Below are 26078 nucleotides of genomic sequence, written 5' to 3' on the forward strand. Positions count from 1 at the left end.
CCCAACGTCAGACTGGATTACCACTCAGTCCACACTATAATCCCCAGGAAGCCTTGCCTTGCGGCAAACAGTCTAGGAGATTTCCTCTGCAGCCCTGAAACTCATCCCTTAGCCTCTTTTGCAAAACAGATTTCAAATAGCATCCGGCGAACGTCTCTTTGGCCTAAGAAACGAGCTCCTACCATCTATAATCCCCTCTGGCTCACTCAAGGCAGGCTACGCTGCAAACAAGTCGTTTTAGACTCCAGCTCTTCGCTAAGTACGAATAATGGGCAGGTGAGACTCGCAATGCAGGTTCATACCCCAAGCCGTAGCCGAGCGCACGGTGGCGCAAAAGCCACGCACTTGGGCCTCCGCGGAAGCGGGGTCAACGCCCACATGCCATTGTGGATCGCCCCACAACCTTAACTCCCAGCATCAGCCCCCGACTGGGCGTCAGAAGCCAACACCAGGAACTTCATCGATGTGCCCTTTAGCGAATTTTTAGGCCCGCCTTCAGAGATGGTAGACTGACTAGAATACTGCACCACCCTCGAATGTAATACACATTATACCATACCCGCAGGTCAAAACCCAATGGTACATCATATCCTTGTGAGGGTTAATTTAGTAGTCCCTGCGCATCAAATAATCGGCAAACTGGAGGAGACGGTCCGGATTGGCCAGCTCTCCCGCCAGCAAAGCCGCTTTGGCATCATCCGTCAATTGAACCACTTTCGCCTTACAGGCGTCTAAGCCGAGTAAATATGGATAGGTTACTTTCTGGAGTTTCTCATCGCTGCGCAACGGTTTGCCGATCTTCTGTTCATCCCCCGTCAGGTCGAGGATATCATCTTGGATTTGAAAGGCCAGTCCCAACAGCAGCCCAAACCGTTCCAAAGCTTCAAGCTGGTTGGACGTGGCCCCGCCTACACGTCCGCCCGCTTTCAGGGAAAATACAATGAGATCACTGGTCTTGTGCGTATGTATATATTCGAGTTGACCGATATCCGTGATACCTTGCTCACCCAGAATATCCGCGGCTTGCCCGCCGACCATCCCTCTTGCGCCGGCATAATAGGATAAATCCTCCACGATGGCTAGGGCGCGGTCCGCCGGCAAGCCTCCATGTTTGGCCGCCTGTGTAATACTGAAGAATGCGTGCGTCAACAGGGCGTCTCCCGCAAGAATCGCCATGGCTTCGCCGTAAACGCGGTGATTGGTCGGCTTACCGCGGCGAAAGTCATCATTATCCATAGCGGGCAAATCGTCATGTATAAGAGAATAGGTATGGATCATTTCGATAGCGCAAGCTATGGGCATAGCGCCTCGGGAAGTATCTGCGTCATCCGCAGCAACGGCCTCAGCCGCCGCTAATACGAGAAGAGGCCGCAGGCGTTTGCCTCCGGCCATGAGAGAATACTGCACAGCTTCAGACAACGCCCCGGGCACTTCCCAATCGATCGGCAAGGCTTGGCGCAGCTGTGTTTCTACCCTATCCACTTGTTCTTCCATGTAGGCTTTAAACGGCAACGTAGAACTCACAGTGTCTCCCCTTTCTCCGAGTCAGCGCCCGGGAGAAAAGGTTTCTTTGTGAGGCTACCGTTCTCTTCCATCAAGGTCTCAATCTTGCGCTCCACCTGCTCCAGCTTACTACCGCATACCTGCGAGAGCTTCATCCCTTCCTGAAACAATTCAATCGCCTGCTCCAAGGGGACGTCCCCGCTCTCCAGCCGGGATACGATGTCCTCCAGTTTCTCCATCGCTTCCTCGAAACCAATAGCTTCTTCTTTATTCGTTGTCGTTTCCATCTTCGACTCGATCCCCTTCCATCGATTCCATAGACCACACTTGACATTGCAGTCGTCCGTCCTCCAGACGGACATTAATCAGATCGCCCAGCTGCACGTCTCCGACTTTCTTCACCAGGCGGCTTCCTTGCTCATCGTAGACCAGGCTGTAGCCCCTCTGCATAACCTTCAGAGGGCTCAACGCATCCAGATGCCGTATCTGGCTCAGCAACGCTTGCCTGCGCTGCTTGTGCAAGCCGAGCATCGTCTGCGTCAGCCGCTGCTCGGCTTGCTCTGTGCGCCGCTTGGCGAATCGCACCTGCTCGCGCGGGTTAAAGCCGGCGAGTACGCGCTGCGACTTCGCCAAGCGTTCGCCCGCCTTGCCGAGCCGGCGCGACGCGCGATAGTGCAACTGATCGCGCAGCCGATCGAGCCGCTCGGCGTGCTGCAGCAGATGCTTCCGCGGATGCAGGAAGAACGGCGACCGCTGCATGCGGCCGAGCCGTTCCCGCTTCCGCGTCAACTGCTGCAGCAGCCCGCCGCGCATACGTTGCCGCAGGTTCGCGAGCTGATTCGTCAGCTCGGCGATGTGCGGCACGGCAAGCTCGGCGGCGGCCGTCGGCGTGGCTGCGCGCAGATCGGCGACGAAGTCGGCGATGGTGAAGTCGGTTTCGTGGCCGACGGCCGAGATGATCGGGATGGCGGAGCGATAGATGCTCCGCGCCACGATCTCCTCGTTGAACGCCCACAGCTCCTCCAGGGAGCCGCCGCCGCGCCCGACAATCAGCACGTCCACTTCACCGTGGCGGTTCATGGCGTCAATCGCCTTCGCGATCGACGCCCCCGCCTGTTTGCCTTGGACGAGCACCGGAAACAGCAGAATCGGCACCGAGGGATGCCTGCGCTGCAGCGTAATCATGATGTCGCGTACAGCCGCGCCTGTCGGTGAAGTAATCACACCGATCGCCTTCGGATACTTCGGCAACGGCTTCTTCTTATGCGCGGCAAAGAGACCTTCGTCTTCCAGCTTCTTCTTCAGCTGTTCGTAAGCAAGATATAAACTGCCCACACCGTCCGGTTGCATCTGGGTTACATAGAATTGATAGTTTCCATCCCGTTCGTAGACCGACACATTCCCCCGGGCAAGCACCATCGTGCCTTCCTTGGGGATGAACGGCAACCTTTGATTATAAGAAGAAAACATGATGCTCTTAATACGGCTGTCCTTATCCTTAAGCGTGAAATACATATGTCCGCTGGAATGATGAGTGAAATTGGAAATTTCCCCGCGAATCCATACATCCTGCAGAACGGGATCCGATTCCAGTTTCATCTTAATATAGCGATTTAATTCTTTAATAGATAATATACGGTCGGAGCTTTGGTTCGGATTCATCTTCATTCCCATCCGTCTCGTGTCCTCCCGTTGTTATGACATTGGATTTAGTGCTTTAGCCGCTTTCAGCGTGTTCTTCATCAGCATGGTAATGGTCATCGGACCTACACCGCCGGGAACCGGTGTGATATAACCCGCGGTATCCACCACATCGTTGTAATCCACATCGCCAGCCAGCTTTCCTGTGTCTAACCGATTGATTCCGACATCGATAACGATTGCGCCCGGTTTCACATAATCTCTTGTAATCATGTTGGCCCGCCCTGTGGCTACGACCAGAATATCAGCCTGACGGGTAATCTCTTGCATATTCTTTGTACGGGAATGACATACGGTAACGGTTGCGTCTTCTCTGAGCAGCAGCATCGCTACCGGTTTTCCTACAATATTACTCCGGCCCACGACCACCGCGTGCTTACCCCGAATTTCGTGACCGGTTCGTTTAATGAGCTCAATAACGCCGGCCGGTGTACACGGCAAAAGTGAATCATCGCCAATTACCAGATTGCCGACACTCTCCGGATGAAATCCGTCCACATCCTTAGCAGGCGATATGGCGTCAATAACCGATTTCTCATCCATATGTTTAGGCAAAGGAAGCTGTACAAGAATCCCGTGAATTCGAGCATCCTTATTTAGCCGGTCAATCATGCTTAACAAATCGGCTTGCGATGTATCTTTAGGCATCCTATGAACTTCTGAATAATAACCCAGTTGCTCACAGGCTTTGGCCTTGCTGCCCACATACACTTTAGACGCCGGGTCCTCACCTACCAGAACGACTGCCAGACCCGGTTGTATACCGCGCGCAGCCAATTCGGCAACTTCGTTCTTCAGCCCTTCCCGAATATCTTCCGAAACCTGTTTTCCATCAATGCGTTGTCCTGTCATCATCCATCTCTCCCCTGATTGGCATGGCAGCGATCGAATATTTCTATTCGCTCTTCGCTTTAATTTGTTCCAGTTCCTTGATCATTTTCCCCAATACACCGTTGACGAATTTACCGGATTCCTCGGTGCCAAAATGCTTGGATAATTCAATAGCTTCGTTAACGACAACCTTCGGCGGTACATCTTCTTTAAACACCATCTCGAATGTCGCCAAACGCAGAATCTGACGATCTACTCTGGACAACCGGTCCATCTGCCAGTTCTTCAAATACACCGCGAGCACATCGTCTACTTGTTGTTTCTGGGCTGTAATTTGGGTAACCATATCACGGACATAAGCAACCAATACAGGCACGTCATTCAATTCAACGTTGGCTTCGTTATCCTGGCTCGCTTCCTCTATTAACATGGCCACGGCCGTTTCCGCGGACACTTCATTCATCTCCACATGGTACAAGCACTGTACCGTTATTTCCCTCGCTAACCTACGTTTCACCTTATGTTCCTCCTGAACGAAAATATCGATTACTATCTAGTATGACTTGCAGCCGTTGTTTCCAAACAAAAAAAACCTGAACACTCCCTTAGAAAAGACATGATGACCCACGGCCATCCGCAGTCCCAAGGGTGCGAAACAGGATTCATTTCAACTTTCTTTTCCTGTCAAAGAGCCGTTCATAAATACGTTCATAAGGAATCGGCGTTTCTCCGCGATCTACTTTATGGCCTATATAAAATCCCAGGCCGACAATGGCGGTAAATACAAGCATATGCCAAAAACCGAAAAATAAATAAATAAAGCCAAAGAAAACCCCGGCGGCGACACCGGAAAGCTTACCGCTATGAGTTTCCCACAATCTGTTCCACATGCGGGCAGCCTCCTCTATTCCACTCTGCTTTTAAACGTCTGTGCCTGAGGTTGCGTAACATTGGCTACATAAACGGAAACCAGCGCCACAGGAATTCCGGTTACATCTTCCACATGCGTCTTCACCGCGCGTTGTACTTCTTCGGACAGATTCGGAATTGACGATTCCCCGTCAACAAATGAGCGAATCACAATCTCCAGTCCGGCGTCCGTCACGCGAATTCTGGACTTCAAATCTTTCACCCCGCGAATCCGTGAAGCCGCCTTTAGGGAAAGGTTCTCCACCGTATCCACAGAGATGCGGATATCGCCGAATTCCGTACGTTGATTAATGGATGGAGATTGGGTTGAACCTCTGCGAACAGAGATATAGAGCATTCTCAATCCCATTAACAGCACAATCATAGCTACGGAAACAATGGCAACACTCAACCAAGTGGATGTATAAACGGTCTCAATAAATTCGGTAACATCATTCTTGCCGAAAACCCTTAACCCGACCATGCCCGCAATACAGGATGCAAGGACCACGGCTAAGGAGAATATAAATAAAAGGAGCCTGTCCAACACTTTAACCACGACTGCTTGTCCCCTTCCGACACTATAGCAAACCCCCTGATCGCAGGGGGTTGCCTCGTTTCACATTCTATTGCCGCTTGATTCTTGCGACTATTTCACTCTAAGGGTAATGTCTTCTTCTTCAACCTTCTCCGTACCCTTGAAGTGGACATCATGGATATGTACATTAACCTCAACGACATGCAAGCCTGTCATGGACTCAATCGCGCGTTTCACATTGCGCTGCACCTCGCCGGCAAGCTCAGGAATCCGCACACCGAACTCAATAATTACGGATACGTCCACAGAAGCTTCACGTTGTCCCACATTGACTTTCACACCCTTGGACAAGTTCTTGCGCCCGAGAAGCTCTGCAATGCCGCCCACGAAACCGGCGCTCATTCCTGCAACACCTTGAATTTCAACGGCTGCCAGTCCGGCAATAATCTCAATGACTTCGGGAGCAATCTGAATGTTGCCGATGTCGGTTTTCTCATAATCGGTAGTTACTGTATTCATCATTCACACCTCCTGGAGCCGTCAAACGAACTAACGTTCGCGTGAGCAAGCTTTCTTACTCTAATAATATAACATTTCGGGACATTTATGACAAATATCGCTAGCCTTGATTCACATCGTAATCTTCCAGAAATTTAATGTCAAAATCGCCGGCAATGAATTTAGGATGATTCAGAAGCTTCATATGAAACGGAATGGTCGTATGAATTCCGTCAATCGCGAATTCCCCTAACGCGCGTTTCATGCGTTCCGTAGCTTCTTCCCTCGTCTTGCCCCAAACGATCAGCTTGGCAATCATGGAATCATAATGCGGAGATATCGTATATCCCGGATAACAAGCGCTGTCCACACGCACGCCTAAACCGCCGGGGGGCAGATAGAAGTTAATTTTGCCTGGCGCGGGCATGAAATTACGGTTCGGATCTTCCGCATTAATACGACATTCAATCGACCAACCGTCAATGACGATGTCCTCTTGTTTGAAAGATAAGGGATGACCTTCCGCTACAGAGATCATTTCCTTAATGAGATCCACACCCGTAATCATTTCGGTCACCGGGTGTTCCACTTGGATCCGGGTATTCATCTCCATGAAATAAAATTGCTCATCCGGTCCAAGAAGGAATTCCAACGTTCCTGCGCCTGAATAGTGAACAGCCTGTGCCGCTCGAACCGCCGCAGCTCCCATCGCTTCCCTTGTTTTCTCCGTCAGCACGGGGCAAGGGGCTTCTTCAAGAAGCTTCTGACGACGGCGCTGAATGGAACAATCACGTTCACCTAGATGAACAACATTACCGTGTTTGTCGGCAATGATCTGGATCTCGACATGTTTCATGCCGGTCAGGAATTTCTCCAGGTACACGCCTGCGTTGCCGAAGGCTTTCTGCGCTTCTTGCTGAGCCATATTAATCTGTTGAACCAGGGATTCCTCATCGTCCGCAATGCGGATCCCTTTGCCGCCGCCGCCTGCCGTCGCTTTTATAATGACCGGATAACCGATTTCGCGTCCCAGACGAATGGCGTCTTCAATATCTTCGATGAGCCCGTCCGAACCTGGAATGACCGGCACTTTCGCGTCTTTCATCGTCTGTTTGGCGACAGCCTTGTCGCCCATACGATTTATAGCGTCGGGGGACGGACCGATGAACGTGATGTTGCAGGTTTCGCAAATCTCGGCAAAGTCGGCATTCTCCGCGAGAAAGCCATATCCCGGGTGAATCGCGTCGCATTCGGTCAACGTGGCAACGCTCATTATGTTGGTAAAGTTAAGATAGCTGTCCTTGGAAAGTGTGGGTCCGATACAGTAAGCTTCGTCCGCCAGTCGCACATGTAAGGAATCGCGATCCGCTTCCGAGTATACGGCTACGGTCTGAATCCCCATCTCTCGGCAGGCGCGAATAATCCGCACGGCAATCTCTCCGCGGTTTGCAATGAGAACCTTATGAAATTTCATGTCTGTCTCTCCATTCTTATTCCGGTTTCACCAGGAACAACGGTTGGCCAAACTCGACAAGTTGTCCGTTCTCCACCAATACTTCTACGATCTCCCCATGAACTTCAGCTTCGATTTCGTTCATCAGCTTCATGGCTTCCACAATACATACAACAGTCTTGTCTTTCACCTTGTCTCCGGTCTGTACATAGGAAGAAGAACCGGGTCCGGGGGAAGCGTAGAAAGTTCCAACCATCGGTGAAACGATTTTATGTAAATTAGGTAATTCTGTCTCTTCAGTGCTTTGTACTTGTACAGTCGCGGAATCGGCTGAAGCCGGCACGGTTGCTTGCACTTGCGGGGCGTTCATCTGAAGCGGGGCTTGACTGTAATATCCCGGCGCAGCTGAAGTCTGTAACACATAGGATTCGGCCGGATTCGGCTTCTTGATTAAAATCCGTGTTCCTTCATTCTCGATTTCGAACTCCTGAATGGAGGTCTGGTCAATAAGCTTGATCAGGTCTTTAATTTCACTAAGCTTGAACAAATACGTTCACTCCTTATTTAACCACTCAATAACTTTAGTTATTATATCACAAAAGGCAGAAATAGAAAGAGCCCAGTTTCACCGGACTCTTCCTCTGTTTAAAGCGGTAATTCTATTGAATTTCGCTGCCTGACGGCATTATTTCATATACTGCACAGACACTTTGTCCGGAGCGATATCCAGCTCCGTAATCACTCTTTCCAAGATGCTGACGGCTTCACCGGCGGCCAGTTTCTCGGATTGCACGACAACCGTCCACTTGTCAGCGTCATTCAGTACAACCGCATTCTCGTATTCCTTCATAAATTCCGTTTCCAGCTCCGTAAGTTTGTCTTCTTTCACCTCGAGCTGTTGTATTTCATTCTGCGCTTTACTAACTTCATCCGGCGTCTTCTTCATATCCACTGTAACTGCGTTCAGGCGTTCAAACTCGCTTGCAAGCTTCTCGTTGCGTTCCATCACTTTAGTGTCGAAGAAACCCGTGCCGGACTCCGCTTCCGTCTCAATCATGTTCAGTACGGCTTCCTCGTCTTGAAACAATTCTTCCAATTTAAGATCCTCTTCCGGAGCAACCGCTGTTTCTTTTTCTCCGGCTTGATTTTTAGATGTTTCCGTTACTTCTTTAGTGCCTGTGGCGGGTTCTTCTTTGCCCGTTTCCACTACCTCAACCGCCGAATCTGTTTCGGTCTTTGTGATCGTCTCAGTCTTAGTTACCGTCTCGGTGCCGTCAAGCAGGTTGACTTCCTTCACCGTCGTGTTGTTCGTAGCCGTCAAATCTGTTGTTCCAGGTGTATCAGTGAACAGGTAATATGCGGACAACACAACCATTAAACTCAACATGGACACCAACCACACGGTTTGTCTTTTTGTATTCACTTTCAATTCCTCCTCATGGATATAACTCATTTTTTTGGGATTTCAGGGCGCGATTCTATATTCACTGTTTTCTTGGCACAACCGAGATACGATGCGCCGGAACACTCAAGCCTCTTTCTACCGCCTCTTTGATCAGGCGCTTAACAGCCGCGTTCTCCGCGCCCCTGGCGACAATTAACACCCCTCGTACCTGAGGTTTCATCTTCTTCACCACGATGGGAACCTGGTCGCCGGATTTCTCATGCAGTACCACGTCGCTGCTCTGATCCACATCCGTCACATGCCTGCGCCCGCCGTTCTGATCATTCTCATCTGTCACCTGCTGTGTGCTCTTTGTGTTCTGTTTGATCACCAATTCTTCCGTAGAATCAATCGTAACCAGAACATCCACAGCGCCGACCCCAATCATTTTATCCAGAATTTCCCTGATCTTGGTTTCGTACTTACGCTCATACTCGTCAAACTCCGTATCCTCTTTGGCGGCGCCGAATGCCGGTTCAGCGTTCTGCTCCGGTGAACCTCTGCTGTCGCTCAGCGGATCGGCAATTTCTTTGACGGACACGAAAGAATTAATGATCATCAACGCCGCGCCGGTGAGTCCCAGCAGTACGATCCAGCGGATCGTCTGGGTTCGTTTACCGCCGCCCGGACCGCCGCCGGTCCATTTCTCCAGCAGCTCCGTAAATTTCCCCATATGTTCACCTCGCTTTCTTTATTCGCCGTTCCTGGAACCGTCTGAATAAATAACGGTTATTTGTTGTTCATGAATGCCCCATTTGTTGCGAAGTTGTTCTCCGTACCTCACCTTAGCAGATTCAGCCTTCGCCTCGGCCCGTTCTTGCTCAGTAGGTTGCGGCGGCCCAGGCGGTTGTTGCGATCTATTATGAACGGTTCCTTCAAATGAAGTCTCCCGATTATTTTCAAGTTCAATGTTTACATTTACGGGCATTACAGGCTGGATCTCCTCGATGGAAGGTTCCCGAGCCCCATGGCCTTCTCCGTCCGGAACTTTAGGCTGGGAAGATAAATGCAGCTCCACTTGCTTAATTCCCAATTCCCCATTGTCCAATTGTTGGGTCGTTACCTTCACATTCCGGAGCATATCGCCATCCGCGGTATGCAGATCATCCGCAATCATCTGGGCAATTCGACTCTCCACCTCAGGCACCGTTTGTGTAAGTTGCTCATCTTTCAGCTTAAGACCCTGTGCCAGAATTTCTTGAAGTTGAGGTTGGCTGCCCACTGCCAATCCTCTGCCTGCCCCGACTGCTTCAGGCAACTCTTCAATCGCGGCCGTCATCTTGGCGCTGTTCCAGTCCGATTTCAGCAGATGCACCAAGGGCGTAAGGATCGCGAGCAGAATGAAGAGCGACACCACTAATTTCACGTAGCGGGTCAGCGCGCGATTGGGAAGCATCAGGTCTACGAAGGTGGCCAGCAGAATAATGACGATAATATCCCGGAGCCAACCGCTTAACCATGTCAGCATATCCTGCTCCTTTCCGGTAGGCGTTTCTTCATCGCATCATGACTGTTACATTTCCCGCTGTAAGAATAATGGTGATGGACAAGAAAAACATCAATCCTACGGTTGCCAGTGCCGCGAACACGTAAATCATGCTTTTACCGATGGTTTGCAAGCATCCTATAATTGGGTTGTCTCCAAGCGGCTGCATTACGGCTGCCGCTACGTTGTAGATGAGCGCCAGGGTCAGAATCTTGATCGCGGGAAACGCGCACAGGAAGATGATGATGACCACACCCGCCAGCCCAATGCCGTTCTTCACCAGCAAGGACGCGCTGATCACGGTGTCCGCCGCATCCGAAAACACCCGGCCGACAACCGGCACGAAATTACCGGTGACGTATTTGGCGGTTCTTAGCGTCACCCCGTCCGTTACGGCTCCCGTGGCTCCTTGTACGGAGATCACCCCGAGAAAGACGGTAAGGAAAACTCCCAGCAAGCCTACACTGATGGTACGAAGCAAGTTCGCAAGTTGAGTTACTTTGTACTTATCTGATAAGAAGGAGACGATGTGCAGCACTGCCGAGAAGAATAATAGCGGAAACACAATCGCATAAATCAAAGTACCGATTGTATGAATCATGAACACAATGAGCGGGTGCATAAGTGTGACTGTTGTGACATTGCCCATGGAAGTCAATAAAGTGAGAAGTAAAGGAACCATCGCCATCATGAAATGGATCATGCTCTCAATGGCGTTCTTTGCGTATCCGATCGCTACGTTAAACGAATTGATAGCCAGTATAATGATGACCATGTAAGTAATGGAGTAGGCGATTTTACTCACCGCGCTGCGTTCGAAGGCTGACTGCAGCGTTTCGAGTATCATGCTGAATACGGTCAGGATCACGATGGAAACCAACAGTTTTCCGTTGTAGAGAATTTCATGAAAGAAGTATTTCAGAATTCCCTGGAACATGTCTTTCAAACTGAACCCGTCACCGCCAGGAATCAATAACTCCATGAAAGTCGGCACTTTACTGTCCGGCAGATAGCCCCCGTATTCGTGAACCAGCTGATCCCAGAATTGCTCCACCTGATCGGTCGGCAGGTTATCGGCCTGTCTCTCGATTAAGGCGTCTGCCGGAGATGCGGCGAAGCTGGTTGTTCCCATATAGATAAAAGCCGCAAACATCAAGGTGAGAATGAGTTTCCACGGTTCTGCGTTCGCTGTTCTCATGGCGCAGCATTCAACTCCTAAGGTCTGTTGGTCAGGTCGGCAACAGCTTCAATACCGTTTCCACGATAACCGTAATAATGGGAATGGCCATGACCATAATCAGAATTTTACCGGCCAGCTCGATTTTGCCTGCGATTGCTTCCTGCCCGGCATCCCTTACAACCTGCGCCCCAAACTCCGCGATATAAGCAATGCCGATGATTTTCAGGATTGTTTTGAGGAAGATCATGTTGATTTCCGTTTTCAGCGCCATATGCTCCAAGACGCGTATGATCGAAGATATTTTGCCAATCAGGAAGAGAAAGATCATGACGCCCACGAAGATGGACAACAGAAACGCGAAGACCGGCTTCTGCTCCCGTATGATAAGCACCAGCACCGTCGTGATGATACCAAGCCCTACAATCTGTATAATTTCCATGGCGACCGCCTATTGAAACAAGAAGATGGTTTTGATTTCCCTGAACAGATCGTCCAGCATTCGGATGACCATGAAGAGCACGACGACGAACCCGATCAACGTCACCCAGTGGGCGTAATCTTCCTTGCCCATTTGTTTGAGAACAGTATGAAGCATGGCTACGATAATGCCGACGCCGGCGATCTGGAATACACTCGACACGTCGATGTTCATTTGGCACCCCTCTTAATACATCAATATGGCGACCAGCGCACCGCCTAAAGCACCGAGGCTCTTCCACATCGACTCGTAACGTCTCTGTTGTTCCCTCGCTAGTTCTTCTTCGCTTTGCAGCTGATTCATGGCCAGCCGGAGATGCTTGATCTGGTTGTCCCGATCGCTGACGCCGAGCGTATGTCCCAGTTGCCGCATCACCTGTTGCTCCGCTTTGCCCATGGAGGTCGCTCCCCAGTGGACCTTCACCGCTTCATGCATCGCTTCCGCCGCCGTCATTCCTTGCCGCTTCAGCTGCTCGGAAGCGGTTCTAAACAAGGAGGAAAGCGGCTCGGTTGCTTGCTCCGAGAGCGCGGTCAACGCTTCAGGCAACGGTGTGAACCCATAGTGAATCTCCGTCTCCAGCCGTTGCAGCGCCTGAATCAACTCGCGAATTTCCTTCGGGCGATTCGCGTACTTCGCGGATTGAATGAAGCCGAACAGCGTGCCCGCGGCGATAATGATGACGGCGCCCAGCAGCTTCATCATGAGTTCAAGCCTCCGCCGGCCATGGTGCTTCTCGCGGCTCGCGAAGGTTGCCCCGGCTGAATTCGGCGACCCTGTCCGTCATAGACGGCCTGGGTCCTCTGCTCGCCCTGCGTGCCCAGCACGACATAGCGGCCGAAGAAGCCGTCCTCCGCCATTCCCGACAGAATCGGTCGGCGGCGGATGTCGTCAAGCCCCCGGCCGTGCGCGGTGGCGATGACGATAATGCCTGCGTGCAGCGCTTCCTGAATGGCTTCGGCATCCTCACGCCGGCCGATCTCGTCGACGATGAGGATTTCCGGCGACATCGACCGGATCATCATCATCATGCCCTCGGCCTTCGGACAGGCATCCAGCACATCCGTGCGGGAGCCGACGTTGAACGTGGGCACGCCTTTCACACAAGCCGCGAGCTCCGAACGCTCGTCGACGATTCCGACTTTCCGGGCTTTCACATGTAAGCCCGGGACACCCGAACCGGCGATGCGCGCCAGGTCGCGCAGCAAGGTGGTCTTGCCCTGCTGCGGCGGCGAGATCAGCAGCGTGTGATGCGGCGCATGCCGCGCCGGGTCCAGGAGCAGCGGGAACAGAGCATCCGCGGCGCCGACGATTTCCTTCGCGAGCCGGATGTTAAATCCGGCAATATCGCGAAGCTGTTTGACTTGGCCGCGGTCCAGCACGGCGCGGCCGGCCAAGCCGATCCGGTGGCCGCCGCGAACCGTGATGTACCCTCGGCGCAGCTCCTCTTCCAACGTGTACAAGGAATGGTTGGAGATGAGGTCCAGCAGCTTCAGACATTCCTCACGCGGAGGAAGGTAGGCGCCCTCCGGTTGTTCGGAAAGCATCCCTTGAGGCGTCACGAACCGGTAATGCCCCTCATACACAATCTCAAGCGGCCGATTCTCGCGAATGCGGATTTCTTCCAACCGGGCTTGTACCTTGTCCGGAAGTGAAGCGATGATATGCTGCAAACTTAACGGCAATAGTGCGATGGCGCTGTTCATCTTCCTTTCACCTCCGGGGACAAGTCCGATCGTATACCCCTAACTTATGCTTGCTCACCGAAAATATGACTAGCATTTCCCGATTTAATAGAAAGCTTATTTCTTGATAATTCCGATGAACAAACAGCATACACCGGCGGCTACCCAGAGAAATTTACTTGGCGACAGCTTATCGGCAATGCCGACCAAGCCTACGGTTGTTGTGGCAATTAGAACAAGCGGACCAACCAACGCAAGACCTGAATTCACCATGATCGCCTTCTCAATCTGGTTGAATCTAAGCATCAGCATGGCGGCAATAATCTCGATCGAGCCCGATCCGAGCCTCAGTAACGCCATCGTTAATACAATTTTGTTCAACATGTCATTCTCTCCCTTCTTTTATTTCTCTATTTCTATGCGGGCTTGTCTCTTTTTAGCATAGGGGCACCTCCCCAGTTCGCCCTGCATATATTGCTCAAATACAACAGGAGAACTTCGCGTTACCCGCGATAAATTTTCCTAATTTACGGATAGAGCGAGGAGAAACGTAAATGGAAGCAATTTCTCTGCCGATATGGCATCCACTGCTTCTCGACCCAAGCGGTCAACGGGAAGCTAAACCGCGCGACAAGGGACTCACCATGGTTATTGATAAAGGACTCGGAATCCGCGCCTTTGCTGATTTAATGGGCACCTCCTCCGCGCATATAGATTTAATTAAGCTTGGGTTTGGCACATCCGCGTTGTATCCTGTAGAAATTTTGAAACAAAAAATTGAAATCGCCAAAGCCCATAACGTGCTGATTTTACCAGGCGGCACCTTTCTTGAAGTCGCTGTAACCAAGGGACAAACCGATGCTTATTTTGAGACCATCCAAGGGCTTGGCTTCAACGCTGTGGAAGTTTCGGACGGCACGATTGAAATGGATCGCAAAACTAGAATCGGGCTGATTTTGGAAGGAAAAAGAAGGCAGTTGGAAGTGTTCACGGAATACGGGAAAAAATGCTGGGGCTCCTCCATTGAGATCGAAGAACTGATTCAAACGGTGGAATGCGATCTGGAATTCGGCGCGAAGCTTGTTACCATTGAAGGCAGGGAATCGGGTATGGGCGTGGGGATCTTTGATGAAAAAGGGCAGTGTAAAGAAGATGACTTTGCGTTAATTGTTAAACGATTGCCTCATCTGAACCGAATCATGTGGGAGACACCGCTCAAATCCCAGCAATCTCAGCTATTAAATATGTTAGGCTCCCAGATTCACCTGGGTAACATTGCTCCTGAGGATGTGTTCTCATTGGAGGCTTTACGGCGCGGCTTGCGGTCGGATACGTTTCAATTCGGGGAGCAGCTTCATTACTATATCTAGATACGGGGAACAACGATGCGTCTTCATAGAGGCATGAATCGGGAGGTATATTAACAATGCAAGTGGACGTTATCTCCAGTGTAAACGAAGCCCGAACCGACGAATTGCTTCATAAAACCGTTATCGTCATTGATGTTCTTCGGGCAACCAGTACCGTAGTCAGCGCCTTGGATAACGGCGGCGCGTGTATAATTCCTGTGGAAACCGTCAGCCAGGCCAAACAATGCCAATCTCTTGGCGATCTGCTGGGCGGAGAAAGGTATTGCAAGAAAATCGCAGGCTTCCACTTCGGCAATTCACCGTTGGAATATACAGAGCAGCATGTTAAAGACAGGAGAATTATATTAACCACCACCAACGGGACCCGCGCTGTGCAAAAGGCGCAACGAGCAGCCATTGTGCTCGCCGGGTGTCTTAGAAATGCGGCATCATGCGCCGAAACGGCCGTTTCCTTCGGCAAAGATATCGCTGTTCTATGTTCAGGAACCCGGGATGAATTTTCATTAGAGGATGGTTTATGCGCGGGTTTACTCGTGGAGCGAATTGTTCAGTTTGTCGGCAATCAATCGAGGGCAAGAGTATCCACCAATGATTTGGGAATGGCGCTTCGCTTTGCTTATTTGCATCAACAAGACGATATCACCTCGACGTTGCTGGAATCCAGCAACGGTAAGCGACTAGCCAGATTAGGGTATCGAGAAGATGTGGTGTATTGCTCCGAGGTCGATGTGACCACGATGGTGCCGATCCTGGATCAGGGCATGCTGGTTCCTTTCAGCTGCAGCGCTCAGGCGCGCACACTTCCGCGTTAATGGATTGTCCGTTCTATCCGTTCTAAAAAGCCCGTCCACTCATACACTCTAATAGAAATCTATTAGGACAGGGGTTCGGGCATCGCTATGAACGGAGACATCGTATTGGTTGTACTCATTATCATAGGGCTGATCGGCAGATCGCATATCATTACAACAGCCGCTTGTATACTTCTTGTTGTCAAGCTGGTGAATCTGGACCGTTTTCTGCCATCTATTGAGCGAAGAGGACTGGAGCTCGGTTTGCTGTTTCTTACCATGGGTGTCCTCGTACCTTTTGCGAGCGAAAAAATAACCTATAAAGATATTGCCTCGGCCTTTATGACATGGCCGGGCATTGTTGCATTGTTGGGCGGCGCGATCGCCACCTATATGAACGGCAAAGGTCTTGACTTGCTTAAGGTGGATCCTCAGATGATTGTCGGACTCGTCATCGGCTCCATCTTCGGGATCATCTTTTTACGGGGCATTCCGGTTGGCCCCCTCATGGCTGCGGGCATCACCGCAATGATTATGAAAGTGGTGCAATTGGTGATGAACCGTCTGCCATGACTTGCATTACCAAAGAGCCCCATAGAAAACAGCCTGCCGGCGGCAGGCTGTTTCAGGTTTAATCGTACACTAACGTCTGTCCGAAGGTCCGCCCACAAAAGCTTGCTCCGTTGTATCCAGACCATACGCCGTATGCAAATCCGCGATGATATCGTTCAGTTGCGTGTTCTCGATCACGCAGGACGTTTTGATTTCTGAGGTGCTCACAAGCTTGATGCTTACACCGCGTTTGGAAATCACGTTAAACATCTTGGCCGCGACTCCCGGGGTGCTGACCATACCCGCTCCGACGATCGAAACTTTGACCAGGTTATCTTCAAACGTGGCTTCACGGAATTTCACATCGGCTTGGATGCTGTTAATCGAACGTAAAGCTTTCTCGCCGTCCGAAAGCGAAACGGTAAATGAGAAATCGGCTTGCCCGTTCAACACTCCGCTCTGTACGATAATGTCAACATCGATACAATCGTCAGCGAGCGCTGTGAATACTTTCGCTAATTGTCCCGGTACGTCCGGCACTCCCAGTATACTGATTCTCGCCACATTCTTGTCGAACGCGATGCCGCGGACTACAACGCCTTGCTCCATCTCGGCTTCCTCCTTCACCAATGTTCCTTCTGAGTGTGTAAAGCTGGATCTTACCACAAGCGGCACTTGATATTGCTTGGCATACTCTACGGCTCTTGGATGAAGCACCGCCGCGCCCAGGTTAGCCAGTTCAAGCATCTCGTCGTAAGAGATTTCGTTTAACTTCCGGGCAACCTTCACGACCCGGGGGTCGGTTGAGTAAATGCCGTTCACATCCGTATAAATTTCGCACAGATCAGCTTGGATGGCTGCCGCTAAAGCAACCGCCGTTGTGTCCGAGCCGCCTCTGCCCAAGGTTGTGATTTCTCCGTCCTCGGTCATGCCTTGGAATCCGGCTACAATCACGATGTTTCCTTCATTCAGCGACTTCAGTATACGCGCCGGCTGAATATCGGTAATTCGCGCCTTACCGTGCGTAGCTTCCGTCCGCATGCCCGCTTGCCATCCGGTGTACGAAACAGCTTCGTGCCCTATGTGGTGGATTGCCATCGACAATAAGGCAACCGAAATTTGTTCGCCTGTCGTCAGGAGCATATCCATTTCACGCGCGGGTGGATTCGGATGAAGCAGATTCGCCTGGTCAATCAAATCGTCCGTCGTATCGCCCATAGCGGAAACAACGATTACACATTGATGACCCTCGTTCTTCTTCTCCGCGATCCGATTCGCAACCCGCTTCATCCGTTCCGCGTCTCCGACGGAGCTGCCTCCGAACTTCATAACTATCAGTGACAACGTGTTCACTCCCATCATGACTATTCAAACTATTCAAACATTATAGCATAGGTCAAACGCCCGGGCGTATAAAAATTCATTAACTCACCAATAGAAAACAGTGATTTACATATCGTGCAAAATTGTATAAAAGCACTCGTATCGGCAGTGCACAAAAAAAGACCTCCCGCAGGAGGTCCATCTATACGATTACGCGCGGGATACGTATTTACCTTCGCGTGTATCAATCAGCAATACATCGTCTTCGTTGATGAACAGAGGCACTTGAACGTTCAGGCCAGTCTCCATCTTAGCGCTTTTCGTTGCGCCTTGTGCCGTGTTGCCTTTAATACCCGGCTCGGTTTCAGCGACTTTCAACTCCACGCTGTTCGGCAAGTTAATACCCAGAATCTCGCCTTGGTAAGAGATGATGTTAACCGTCATGTTCTCTTTAAGGAAGTTTAGTTCCCATTCCAGCTGAGCGCTGTTTAATTCGAATTGATCATAAGTTTCGTTATCCATGAATGTGTGTTGATCCGCTGCTGCGTACAGATATTGAACTGCGCGGTTTTCCACGTGAGCGCGGCCGATGGATTCACCTGCACGGAATGTGCGCTCTACGGTATTGCCGTTACGCAGATTTTTAAGTTTGGAGCGTACGAACGCCGCGCCTTTACCGGGTTTAACGTGTTGGAAATCAATAACCGTAAATAAATCGCCTTCTACCTCTACGGTTAGTCCTGTCTTAAAATCATTAACTGAAATCACTGAGTGTCCCTCCTAAAATGGTACAATTCAACCCTATGAATTAAATTGTAGTAAACTGCTTCGTTGCATGGGTAAGTATTTGAATTCCGTTCTCCGTAATGACAATGTCATCTTCAATCCGGACGCCGCCGAATCCGGGCAAATAAATGCCGGGTTCCACCGTTACCGTCATGCCGGGTTTAAGGATCGTTTCGCTGCGAATCGATAACCTCGGCGCTTCATGAACTTCCATGCCGAGACCATGCCCGGTACCGTGACCGAAATACTCTCCATAACCATACCTTGTGATGATATCTCTCGTCAAGGCATCCGCCTCTTTCCCTGTCATACCCGGTTGAATCTTGTCCAGCGCGTGCATCTGGGCTTCCAATACAATGTCGTAAATCTCTCGGTGCTTCGGTTGATGCTGTCCCAAGACGACCGTTCTCGTTAAGTCTGAGCAGTAGTCCTGATAATACGCCCCGAAATCCAATTTAATAAATTCGTTGCCTTGAATGACACGGGGAGAAGCTACGCCGTGAGGCAAGGCAGAACGCTCTCCAGAAGCGACAATCGTATCAAACGAAGATGAAGTTGCCCCGTTGCGGCGCATGAAAATCTCCATCTCCAGAGCTACTTCCAATTCCGTTAAGCCCGGTTTAATGAACGTTAAGATATGTTCAAACGTACGGTCGGCTAAATCCGCGGCTTCCTGCATAATGCGTAACTCACCGGCGTCCTTGAACATGCGGAGTCCTTCAACCAGTCCGTCGGAGGGTACTAATTCGATGGATTGTAACTGTGCGGCATAAGTCGCATAATCCCCGTAAGCAACATCAGCCTGTTCAAATCCCAGTTTATCGATGCCGGATGCCTTCAAGACTTCTTTCACGGAGTCCATCACAACCGGCAAATGCTCCAGAACTTCCAAAGCCTTCGCCTGCTCCGGCGCCTGTGTCATGTAACGAAAATCCGTGAACAGAATCGCTCTATCCATGGTAATCAAAATGTAGCCTGAACTTCCGGTAAAACCGGATATGTACTTTCGGTTATGGGGATTCGTGATGAATAAAGCTTGAAGTCCCGCCTCTTCCATCGCTGTCCTAAGGTTGTTAATTCTTGATGTTGTCATGCTCCTCATCCCTTTCCTGCAAATGACGTACCAATGCGTTCAACCCAAGCTCGTAACCGTATGCGCCGAAACCCGCAATCTGACCGATCACGACCGGAGCAATAACCGATGTATGCCTAAACGTCTCCCGCTTATGGATGTTGGATAAGTGCACTTCCACAGCGGGCAGCTGAACCGCGGAAAGAGCATCGCGTAAAGCATAGCTATAATGAGTAAAAGCACCTGGATTTATAATAATTCCATCCATGTTGCCGTAGGCTTCATGAATCCGATCAATCAAGTACCCTTCCACATTCGACTGATAGCAAGTCAGCGCCACACCTTGTTGTTTGGCCAATTCCCCGAGCCTTTGTTCTATGGCGGTAAGCGTCTCTGAACCGTAGACGCCCGGTTCCCGAACACCCAACATATTTAAATTAGGACCGTTTAACAGCAATATTCGTTTCATCAGGAGCTCCTCGCTTGTTTTATGGCAAAATGTCACTGACATTTTACCACACCCTTCCCCGGTTTGAGAATCCTTTATTGCTATTATGCGCTGAGCGCAGATTCTGTAAACAGTGGTAAAACTTCCGCGATTCCTATAAAATGAAGGGTATACCTCGATTAGAGAAAATATGATACGAACAGGGAGTGACCTCGTTGTCGCAAAATCAAACACCAAGCATTTACGGAGGACAAGCCGTCATTGAGGGCGTGATGTTCGCAGGCAAGGCCGCCAACGTGACCGCTGTCCGCCGCAAAAATAACGAGATTTCGTTTTACGAGGTTCCGAGACAGGACAAGGCCTGGATTACCGCTTTGAAGAAGATTCCTCTGATCCGCGGAATCGTCGGCATTGTTGAAGCCAGCGCCAAAGGCTCAAAGCATCTAAACTTCTCGGCAGAAGCCTATGCGGAGGATGAAGTTGGTCCGGATGAGAAAGCTGAAGCGAAGATAGAGGAAGAAACGAAGAGTGGATTCAGTTTAACGATGATTCTTGGCGTTGCGGTGGTCGGCGTGCTATCTTTTGTATTCGGAAAGACTGTACTAACCGTGTTACCGATCCTGATTGAAGATTTTCTTTTTGGTGATGCATTTGAGAATCAAGTTGTTCATACTTTAATTGAAGGTATTATCAAGATTCTGTTCCTTCTGATTTACTTGTTTGCCATATCGCAAACCAAAATGATTAAGCGTCTGTTCCAATATCACGGAGCGGAACATAAAGTAATCAGCGCTTATGAAGCAGGTGTGGAATTAACGGTAAGCAACGTCCAGAAATTCAGTACTCTGCACTATCGCTGCGGTAGCTCCTTCATTATTTTTACGGTAATCGTCGGGGTATTCATTTATTCCATGGTTCCTTATGATTCCCTGTGGGAGCGCATATATGAGCGTATGCTTCTGTTGCCTTTGGTCATGGGTGTGTCTTATGAAGTGCTCAGATTTACGAACTCCTTGCGTGAAACGCCTGTCCTTCGTTATTTGGGATATCCTGGATTGTGGTTGCAGCTGCTTACGACAAAAGAACCTACAGATGATCAGGTGGAAGTATCCATTGCCTCCTTTAACCGGGTATTGGAACTTGACCGCGTACTTGCGGAGTCCGCTGTGAATGTACCTGTTCATGGTGTTAAAGCATAAGAATTGGATTAAGGGGGAATTTCTATGTATGGTAAACAACGAATCTGGTTTTATATCATTATCGGACTCATGGTCATTGGTGTATTAACCCAGATTGCTTCCCTGCTGCTCCCAATCATTATTATCGGCGGTGTATTGCTGCTTTATAAATTCCCACCTTCCTCCTTTAAGAATTCCAAGGGCGGCATTGGGGCAATATTCCGCAAGAATAAAGGCCCCATCCAAATGAATAAGGCCAAGACGAAACGAGCTAACCCCTTCTATGTCATTAAAGGGAATAAAAAGGATTCCGAAGACGATCCGCCAACATACCACTAACATACAAAATTATAAGAGGCAGCAATCCTTGAGGATGCTGCCTCTTATTTTATTACTTCAAGACATGACCCTGTCGCGATCTTTCAGACTTTCCCGTTCATATTGTCCGTATTTCTTTAAGTATTCATCCATCGACCAGTGATCCAGAAATCTGCGGCCTGCCGATAAGCCGGATTCAAACAACTCCATGCTTCTTTCCGTTGAAACAGAAAATTCGGTCAAACCTACGGCATCCGACGGAATTTTTATCGTACGATAATCGTTATGCTTCTCAATGTAACGTTCATCATGGGCGCTGAGCATTGTATCGAATAACGCCTGCAACATCGTAATGGGTCCCACGATTCGGTTAGGATGATTCTGATTTTTGCCTACCAGTTGAAAGCCAAGGGTGGGAATCCCTCGCCTGACCGCGCCGCTTTGGTCAAATAACCACAAAGGAAAGTTACTTAGCAAACCGCCGTCCACGATATAATAAAACTGTTTGTGAAACGCATCCAACGGTTTCTTGTCCCTGACGTTCTTGCGAATCAATACGGGTTCAAAGAAATAAGGAATAGAACAGCTCATCCGTACCGCTTTGGATATTTCGAAACGATCGGGATTGATGTCATATTGAATGATATCATCCGGAAGCACCAGTAATCGGCCTTGCGTAATATCTGAGGCAATAATACGCAATTGGCGAGGCTGCAGGTCGTTAAAGGTGCGAATCCCTTTATCCATCAGTTTGCGATGAACCCAACGCTCCAGCTGTTCTCCTGAATATAAACCTTTCTTAATCAGCAATCGCAAGGCGGGACCCGCATAACCCAACCGGAACAAGAAATCCTTTTGCACAAACTGGCTAAACGGGGTTTCCAGTATAAGTTTTTTCATTTCCTCCGCCGTATAACCGGCTGCAAGCAAGGCTGCAACGATGGAACCGGAAGAAGTACCGGCCATTTGATGAAAACCAACTTTGCGTTCTTCCATTGCCGCAATTGCGCCGACAAGCGCAATCCCTTTAACGCCCCCGCCTTGAAACACCGCGTTCACTTTCATACCCTGTCCCCCCGGGAATTCCGATACACTCACTCTTTTGTATGTATGTGAGCACAGGTTGTTTATATTCCGCGGAACTGACGTTTGGCTCGCCTCTAGTACATAGCGAAACCGCACCTCTGCAAATGAGAAGATGCGGTTTCAATTAATCGTTATCCATTTCGGCACGTACTTGTTGAAGATGCGCTATCCGTTCAGGATCACGGTTGAAGAATTCAACAAGCGTCTCTATACAGGTGATGGAATCCCAGCTTAAATGATGCTCAATACCCTCTACATCCTTGTATATGTTGTCGGCTTGAACACCGATAATATGTAAAAATTGCTCCAGAAGATGATGCCTGTCCACTAATCTCTTTCCCATCTTCTTTCCTTTGGATGTTAAGATCAATCCGCGGTACTTCTCATAAACCAAGTAATTATCTTTATCCAATTTCTGAATCATTTTGGTTACAGATGAGGGATGTACTTCAAGTCCTTCCGCAATATCGGAAACTCGCGCGTAGCCCTTCTCATCAATCAGTTTATAAATGCGTTCAAGATAATCCTCCATACTCGGGGTGGCCATACGCTCCCCTCCTTCACTCTTAGCTTGTCTGGAATCGTGTTAAATCCATGTTAACACACAATGCTCTTAATGATACACCGTGTCCGCTTTGTAAATCAAGCCCGTTCGCCTCCCTGCCTATAGTCCCTCATTTTTACAGGATTGTACCTTGAGTCAACGGCGCAAACTACAGACAGTGAGAGATAAAGGAGGCCTGAGTTGTGAGCACATTGGTACTGGAACCGACGGAAACTAAGAAAAAGACACCAAGAAGTACAGGTGAATTCGTACCGGAGCTCGCTTATTTTGAACCGGAAGCGTTGAATTATCCGAAAGGCGAGCGAATTTTTCAATGGATCAAGGACAAGGGTATCCCTTATCGTATGACCACCTCGCATAACCGTATTACCAACTTGCCGGGGGAAACGGAAGTGGAGCAGTACAAGATTGCTAAACGCACCCTAGTTGTCGGAGTAAGAAAGACGTTAAAGTTCGATACCTCCAAGCCGTCCGCGGAGTACGCCATTCCGGTTGCGACCGGTTGTATGGGACATTGTCATTATTGTTATTTGCAAACGACATTGGGTGCCAAGCCCTATGTCCGCGTTTACGTAAACACGGATGATATTCTGAAGCAAGCCAAGCAATACATCGAAGAACGCAAACCGGAAATTACACGCTTTGAGGCGGCCTGTACTTCAGACCCGGTCGGTCTGGAGCACATTTCGGGATCACTTAAGGAATACATTGAATTCATGGGGCAAGAGGAGTTTGGGCGTCTTCGATTCGTGACCAAGTATCACCACGTAGAACCGCTGCTGGATGCGAAGCATAACGGTCATACCCGTTTTCGGTTCAGTGTGAACGCGGCCTATGTCATCAAAAATTTCGAGCCCGCGACCTCCCGCTTCGAGGAACGGATTGAAGCCGCGGGTAAAGTCGCCAAAGCCGGATATCCACTCGGATTTATCGTAGCGCCCATCATATGGCATGACGGATGGGAAGAAGGGTATACGGAATTGTTCGAAAAGCTCGCGTCCACGTTGCCGGAAGAAGCTACAAGGGATTTAACCTTTGAGTTAATTCAGCATCGGTTTACAAAGACCGCCAAGACGGTCATTGAGAAGCGTTACCCCAAATCCAAGCTGGAGATGGATGAAGCCAAACGCCAATACAAATGGGGTCGTTGGGGTCAAGGGAAATATGTTTATCCGAAGGACCAGGCTGAAGCGTTACGTGAATTTATAACGGAGCGGATCTTCGAAAAATTTCCCCAAGCCAAACTGGAATATTTCACATAGGTTTTACGAAATACAGAACAAGCCGGGCATAAGCCCGGCTTGTTCTAACATATTTAATGAATACTAAAATTTTAACCATTCCGGCGTAATCGCATTCAATTCCCGCGTAATTACTGTCATTTGATCCGTATACAACAGAACACCGACAATCAACATCACAACACCGCCAACCTTCATCAAGGCATTGGAATAGCGCAAAATCCACTTGGTTGTACCGATAAAGAAAGCTAAGACGAAGAATGGTACCGCAAAGCCCAACGTATAAGCCGTAATCAACGGAAACCACGCGCCCGGCTCAGTCGCAGCCAAGGCCATAATGGAGCCCAGAATAGGACCGATACAAGGGGACCAACCGGCTGCAAAGCCGATGCCCAGCAAGAATGATCCAAAATAACCTGCTTTGCGAAAGCCCATCTGGACTTTGCGTTCTTTCATTAAAAATTCCGGCTTAAAAATACCTAATAAGAACAAGCCCATCAGAAAAATAAGAATGGCTGCGATCTTTTTGAACAAATCACGATATCCCGAATCCGCGAACACATCCGAAATCAGTCCCGCACCAAACCCCAAGCTATAAAAAATCATCGAAAATCCCAAAATAAAAAATAAGGTATGCGTCATCGTTCGAATGCGCACATCCCGTTTACGTCCTTCCGATGACTTTAAAGTAGTAACCGATATGCCTGTAATATAAGACAGGTAAGAAGGATATAAGGGCAGACAGCATGGCGAAATAAAGGAAGCCAAACCCGCCCAAAAAGCAATCCAGATATTTATATCCATGTCAAGTTCCTCAATCCAAGTTTATATTCTAAAACTCCGCTTCACACCCAGAGTAAGGACAAGCATCGCAATCAAAGACAGCACGATGGTCGCGCCGGGCGCGTAATTATATAATCCGGCAATTAATAAGCCCGCTACAACAGCGACTTCCGAATAAATGACCGCCAGAATCAGCGTATGCTTAAAGCCCTTGGAAACCACAAGACTTGACGCCACCGGAATTGTCAGTAAAGCCGATACCAGCAAAGCTCCGACAATCTTGATGCTCACAGATATTACCAATGCGGTGAGCACCGTTATTACCATGTTTAAGTAGCGTGTGGGCAAACCGCTGACTCCCGCCGCGTCTTCATCGAATGAAAGCAAGAAGAACTCCTTGAACAGAAAGAAGACCACGCCAACAACAAACAACGTAACAACCCCTACAATGTATACATCCAACTCATTCAGAGTATAAATGCTGCCAAACAAGTAGGACGTTACGTTCAGATTAAACCCTTTGCCTTGTGAAAACAAGAAGGTTGCCAAAGCCACGCCGCCTGACATAATAATAGCAATCGATAACTCCGCGTAGGTTTTATAGGCTTTCCGCAGCTTCTCGATTCCGAAGGCCGCAACGATGGAAAAAACCAAGCCCATAGCGAGCGGATAGATGTTCATAATAAATCCAAATGCAACACCGGCGATGGAAACATGGGCCAGCGTATCACCAATCATGGATAAACGGCGGAGCACCAGAAATATGCCCAAGAGCGGCGCGGCAAGACCGATTAGCAATCCTCCGATAATGGCCCGCTGAAAAAAATCGCTAAATAAAATATCCAAACTTTCCAAAACGGAA

Annotated in this window: 33 protein-coding genes; 6 read left to right on the forward strand and 27 right to left on the reverse strand. The window is 49.5% G+C overall.

Features of this window, described 5'->3' with window-relative positions:
• Window positions 1-606: 606 nt before the first annotated feature.
• The 19 genes from SY83_RS19160 to SY83_RS19250 all read right to left on the reverse strand — a co-directional run bounded on the left by SY83_RS19160 (window position 607) and on the right by SY83_RS19250 (window position 14087).
• Window positions 607-1524, reverse strand: a complete 918-nt coding sequence (locus SY83_RS19160; protein ID WP_407944600.1) for a polyprenyl synthetase family protein — start codon at window positions 1522-1524, stop codon at window positions 607-609.
• Complete coding sequence (xseB, locus tag SY83_RS19165; RefSeq protein ID WP_068609454.1) at window positions 1521-1790, reverse strand: exodeoxyribonuclease VII small subunit; 270 nt, start codon at window positions 1788-1790, stop codon at window positions 1521-1523. Before xseB ends, SY83_RS19160 begins: the two co-directional genes overlap by 4 nt.
• A complete protein-coding gene (gene xseA, locus SY83_RS19170) occupies window positions 1771-3171 on the reverse strand; it encodes an exodeoxyribonuclease VII large subunit (protein ID WP_068611214.1) in 1401 nt (466 codons plus the stop codon). The genes xseB and xseA overlap by 20 nt, the downstream gene beginning before the upstream one ends.
• Window positions 3172-3198: 27 nt before the next feature.
• Window positions 3199-4056 (reverse strand): bifunctional methylenetetrahydrofolate dehydrogenase/methenyltetrahydrofolate cyclohydrolase FolD, encoded by an 858-nt coding sequence (gene folD, locus SY83_RS19175; RefSeq protein WP_068611216.1) that lies wholly within the window; start codon window positions 4054-4056, stop codon window positions 3199-3201.
• A 43-nt stretch (window positions 4057-4099) separates the two neighbouring features.
• A complete protein-coding gene (nusB, locus tag SY83_RS19180; RefSeq protein WP_068609456.1) occupies window positions 4100-4552 on the reverse strand; it encodes a transcription antitermination factor NusB in 453 nt (150 codons plus the stop codon).
• 145 nt (window positions 4553-4697) lie between these two features.
• The gene (locus tag SY83_RS19185) at window positions 4698-4925 is read right to left on the reverse strand and encodes a DUF2273 domain-containing protein (protein ID WP_068609458.1); all 228 of its coding nucleotides are present in this window, start codon (window positions 4923-4925) and stop codon (window positions 4698-4700) included.
• A 14-nt stretch (window positions 4926-4939) separates the two neighbouring features.
• Window positions 4940-5503 carry an alkaline shock response membrane anchor protein AmaP gene (gene amaP, locus SY83_RS19190; RefSeq protein WP_068609460.1) on the reverse strand — a complete coding sequence of 188 codons (564 nt, stop codon included), beginning with the start codon at window positions 5501-5503 and terminating at the stop codon, window positions 4940-4942.
• A gap of 90 nt (window positions 5504-5593) precedes the next feature.
• Window positions 5594-6001 carry an Asp23/Gls24 family envelope stress response protein gene (locus SY83_RS19195; protein ID WP_197479899.1) on the reverse strand — a complete coding sequence of 136 codons (408 nt, stop codon included), beginning with the start codon at window positions 5999-6001 and terminating at the stop codon, window positions 5594-5596.
• Between the two features lie 100 nt (window positions 6002-6101).
• On the reverse strand, window positions 6102-7454 hold the full coding sequence (gene accC, locus SY83_RS19200) for an acetyl-CoA carboxylase biotin carboxylase subunit (RefSeq protein WP_068609464.1): 1353 nt from the start codon (window positions 7452-7454) through the stop codon (window positions 6102-6104).
• A gap of 16 nt (window positions 7455-7470) precedes the next feature.
• A complete protein-coding gene (gene accB / locus SY83_RS19205; RefSeq protein ID WP_068609467.1) occupies window positions 7471-7980 on the reverse strand; it encodes an acetyl-CoA carboxylase biotin carboxyl carrier protein in 510 nt (169 codons plus the stop codon).
• A gap of 138 nt (window positions 7981-8118) precedes the next feature.
• Window positions 8119-8856 carry a SpoIIIAH-like family protein gene (locus SY83_RS19210; RefSeq protein ID WP_068609477.1) on the reverse strand — a complete coding sequence of 246 codons (738 nt, stop codon included), beginning with the start codon at window positions 8854-8856 and terminating at the stop codon, window positions 8119-8121.
• Between the two features lie 61 nt (window positions 8857-8917).
• The gene (spoIIIAG, locus tag SY83_RS19215; RefSeq protein WP_068609479.1) at window positions 8918-9550 is read right to left on the reverse strand and encodes a stage III sporulation protein AG; all 633 of its coding nucleotides are present in this window, start codon (window positions 9548-9550) and stop codon (window positions 8918-8920) included.
• An 18-nt stretch (window positions 9551-9568) separates the two neighbouring features.
• A complete protein-coding gene (gene spoIIIAF, locus SY83_RS19220) occupies window positions 9569-10345 on the reverse strand; it encodes a stage III sporulation protein AF (RefSeq protein ID WP_068609482.1) in 777 nt (258 codons plus the stop codon).
• 28 nt (window positions 10346-10373) lie between these two features.
• Window positions 10374-11516 carry a stage III sporulation protein AE gene (spoIIIAE, locus tag SY83_RS19225; RefSeq protein WP_231891470.1) on the reverse strand — a complete coding sequence of 381 codons (1143 nt, stop codon included), beginning with the start codon at window positions 11514-11516 and terminating at the stop codon, window positions 10374-10376.
• Window positions 11517-11592: 76 nt separating this feature from the next.
• Window positions 11593-11982: a stage III sporulation protein AD gene (gene spoIIIAD, locus SY83_RS19230; protein ID WP_068609486.1), complete on the reverse strand. Its 390-nt coding sequence runs from the start codon at window positions 11980-11982 to the stop codon at window positions 11593-11595.
• Window positions 11983-11991: 9 nt separating this feature from the next.
• Window positions 11992-12195: a stage III sporulation protein AC gene (gene spoIIIAC / locus SY83_RS19235; RefSeq protein ID WP_068609488.1), complete on the reverse strand. Its 204-nt coding sequence runs from the start codon at window positions 12193-12195 to the stop codon at window positions 11992-11994.
• 12 nt (window positions 12196-12207) lie between these two features.
• Window positions 12208-12723 (reverse strand): stage III sporulation protein SpoIIIAB, encoded by a 516-nt coding sequence (gene spoIIIAB, locus SY83_RS19240; protein WP_068609490.1) that lies wholly within the window; start codon window positions 12721-12723, stop codon window positions 12208-12210.
• A complete protein-coding gene (spoIIIAA, locus tag SY83_RS19245) occupies window positions 12720-13724 on the reverse strand; it encodes a stage III sporulation protein AA (protein WP_068609491.1) in 1005 nt (334 codons plus the stop codon). The genes spoIIIAB and spoIIIAA overlap by 4 nt, the downstream gene beginning before the upstream one ends.
• Window positions 13725-13820: 96 nt before the next feature.
• Window positions 13821-14087 (reverse strand): YqhV family protein, encoded by a 267-nt coding sequence (locus SY83_RS19250; RefSeq protein WP_068609492.1) that lies wholly within the window; start codon window positions 14085-14087, stop codon window positions 13821-13823.
• Window positions 14088-14257: 170 nt separating this feature from the next.
• Between SY83_RS19250 and comA the strand changes: the two genes are divergently transcribed.
• The 3 genes from comA to SY83_RS19265 all read left to right on the forward strand — a co-directional run bounded on the left by comA (window position 14258) and on the right by SY83_RS19265 (window position 16437).
• Window positions 14258-15073: a phosphosulfolactate synthase gene (comA, locus tag SY83_RS19255; RefSeq protein WP_068609495.1), complete on the forward strand. Its 816-nt coding sequence runs from the start codon at window positions 14258-14260 to the stop codon at window positions 15071-15073.
• 56 nt (window positions 15074-15129) lie between these two features.
• The gene (locus SY83_RS19260; protein ID WP_068609497.1) at window positions 15130-15885 is read left to right on the forward strand and encodes a 2-phosphosulfolactate phosphatase; all 756 of its coding nucleotides are present in this window, start codon (window positions 15130-15132) and stop codon (window positions 15883-15885) included.
• An 87-nt stretch (window positions 15886-15972) separates the two neighbouring features.
• Entirely contained in the window at window positions 15973-16437 is a 465-nt protein-coding gene (locus SY83_RS19265; RefSeq protein ID WP_068609499.1) for a DUF441 domain-containing protein, read from the forward strand.
• Between the two features lie 69 nt (window positions 16438-16506).
• Here the strand turns inward: SY83_RS19265 and SY83_RS19270 are convergent, their stop codons facing one another.
• From SY83_RS19270 to aroQ, 4 genes are all read right to left on the reverse strand, one after another.
• The gene (locus SY83_RS19270; protein WP_068609500.1) at window positions 16507-17760 is read right to left on the reverse strand and encodes an aspartate kinase; all 1254 of its coding nucleotides are present in this window, start codon (window positions 17758-17760) and stop codon (window positions 16507-16509) included.
• A gap of 189 nt (window positions 17761-17949) precedes the next feature.
• Window positions 17950-18507, reverse strand: coding sequence for an elongation factor P (gene efp / locus SY83_RS19275; protein ID WP_068609502.1), 558 nt, complete (start codon window positions 18505-18507; stop codon window positions 17950-17952).
• Between the two features lie 40 nt (window positions 18508-18547).
• Complete coding sequence (locus SY83_RS19280; protein ID WP_068609504.1) at window positions 18548-19618, reverse strand: M24 family metallopeptidase; 1071 nt, start codon at window positions 19616-19618, stop codon at window positions 18548-18550.
• Entirely contained in the window at window positions 19599-20066 is a 468-nt protein-coding gene (aroQ, locus tag SY83_RS19285; protein WP_068609505.1) for a type II 3-dehydroquinate dehydratase, read from the reverse strand. The genes SY83_RS19280 and aroQ overlap by 20 nt, the downstream gene beginning before the upstream one ends.
• Before the next feature lie 194 nt (window positions 20067-20260).
• Here aroQ and SY83_RS19290 point away from each other — a divergent pair, with 194 nt between their 5' ends.
• A complete protein-coding gene (locus SY83_RS19290; protein WP_068609508.1) occupies window positions 20261-21244 on the forward strand; it encodes a DUF1385 domain-containing protein in 984 nt (327 codons plus the stop codon).
• A 24-nt stretch (window positions 21245-21268) separates the two neighbouring features.
• Window positions 21269-21562, forward strand: a complete 294-nt coding sequence (locus tag SY83_RS19295) for a hypothetical protein (protein WP_068609510.1) — start codon at window positions 21269-21271, stop codon at window positions 21560-21562.
• A 57-nt stretch (window positions 21563-21619) separates the two neighbouring features.
• Here the strand turns inward: SY83_RS19295 and SY83_RS19300 are convergent, their stop codons facing one another.
• The gene (locus SY83_RS19300) at window positions 21620-22606 is read right to left on the reverse strand and encodes a patatin-like phospholipase family protein (RefSeq protein WP_068609512.1); all 987 of its coding nucleotides are present in this window, start codon (window positions 22604-22606) and stop codon (window positions 21620-21622) included.
• Window positions 22607-22751: 145 nt separating this feature from the next.
• Window positions 22752-23174 (reverse strand): transcriptional regulator MntR, encoded by a 423-nt coding sequence (mntR, locus tag SY83_RS19305; RefSeq protein WP_068609514.1) that lies wholly within the window; start codon window positions 23172-23174, stop codon window positions 22752-22754.
• Between the two features lie 209 nt (window positions 23175-23383).
• On the opposite strand from mntR, the gene splB reads away from it, so the two are divergent.
• Window positions 23384-24454 carry a spore photoproduct lyase gene (gene splB / locus SY83_RS19310; RefSeq protein ID WP_231891471.1) on the forward strand — a complete coding sequence of 357 codons (1071 nt, stop codon included), beginning with the start codon at window positions 23384-23386 and terminating at the stop codon, window positions 24452-24454.
• Between the two features lie 63 nt (window positions 24455-24517).
• Here the strand turns inward: splB and SY83_RS19315 are convergent, their stop codons facing one another.
• The gene (locus SY83_RS19315; RefSeq protein WP_068609516.1) at window positions 24518-25237 is read right to left on the reverse strand and encodes a cytochrome c biogenesis CcdA family protein; all 720 of its coding nucleotides are present in this window, start codon (window positions 25235-25237) and stop codon (window positions 24518-24520) included.
• A gap of 21 nt (window positions 25238-25258) precedes the next feature.
• Window positions 25259-26062 (reverse strand): metal ABC transporter permease, encoded by an 804-nt coding sequence (locus SY83_RS19320; protein WP_068611218.1) that lies wholly within the window; start codon window positions 26060-26062, stop codon window positions 25259-25261.
• Between the last annotated feature and the right edge of the window lie 16 nt (window positions 26063-26078).

It is taken from the genome of Paenibacillus swuensis (assembly GCF_001644605.1).
In the GTDB taxonomy this organism is placed as follows: Bacteria; Bacillota; Bacilli; order Paenibacillales; family DY6; genus Paenibacillus_N; species Paenibacillus_N swuensis.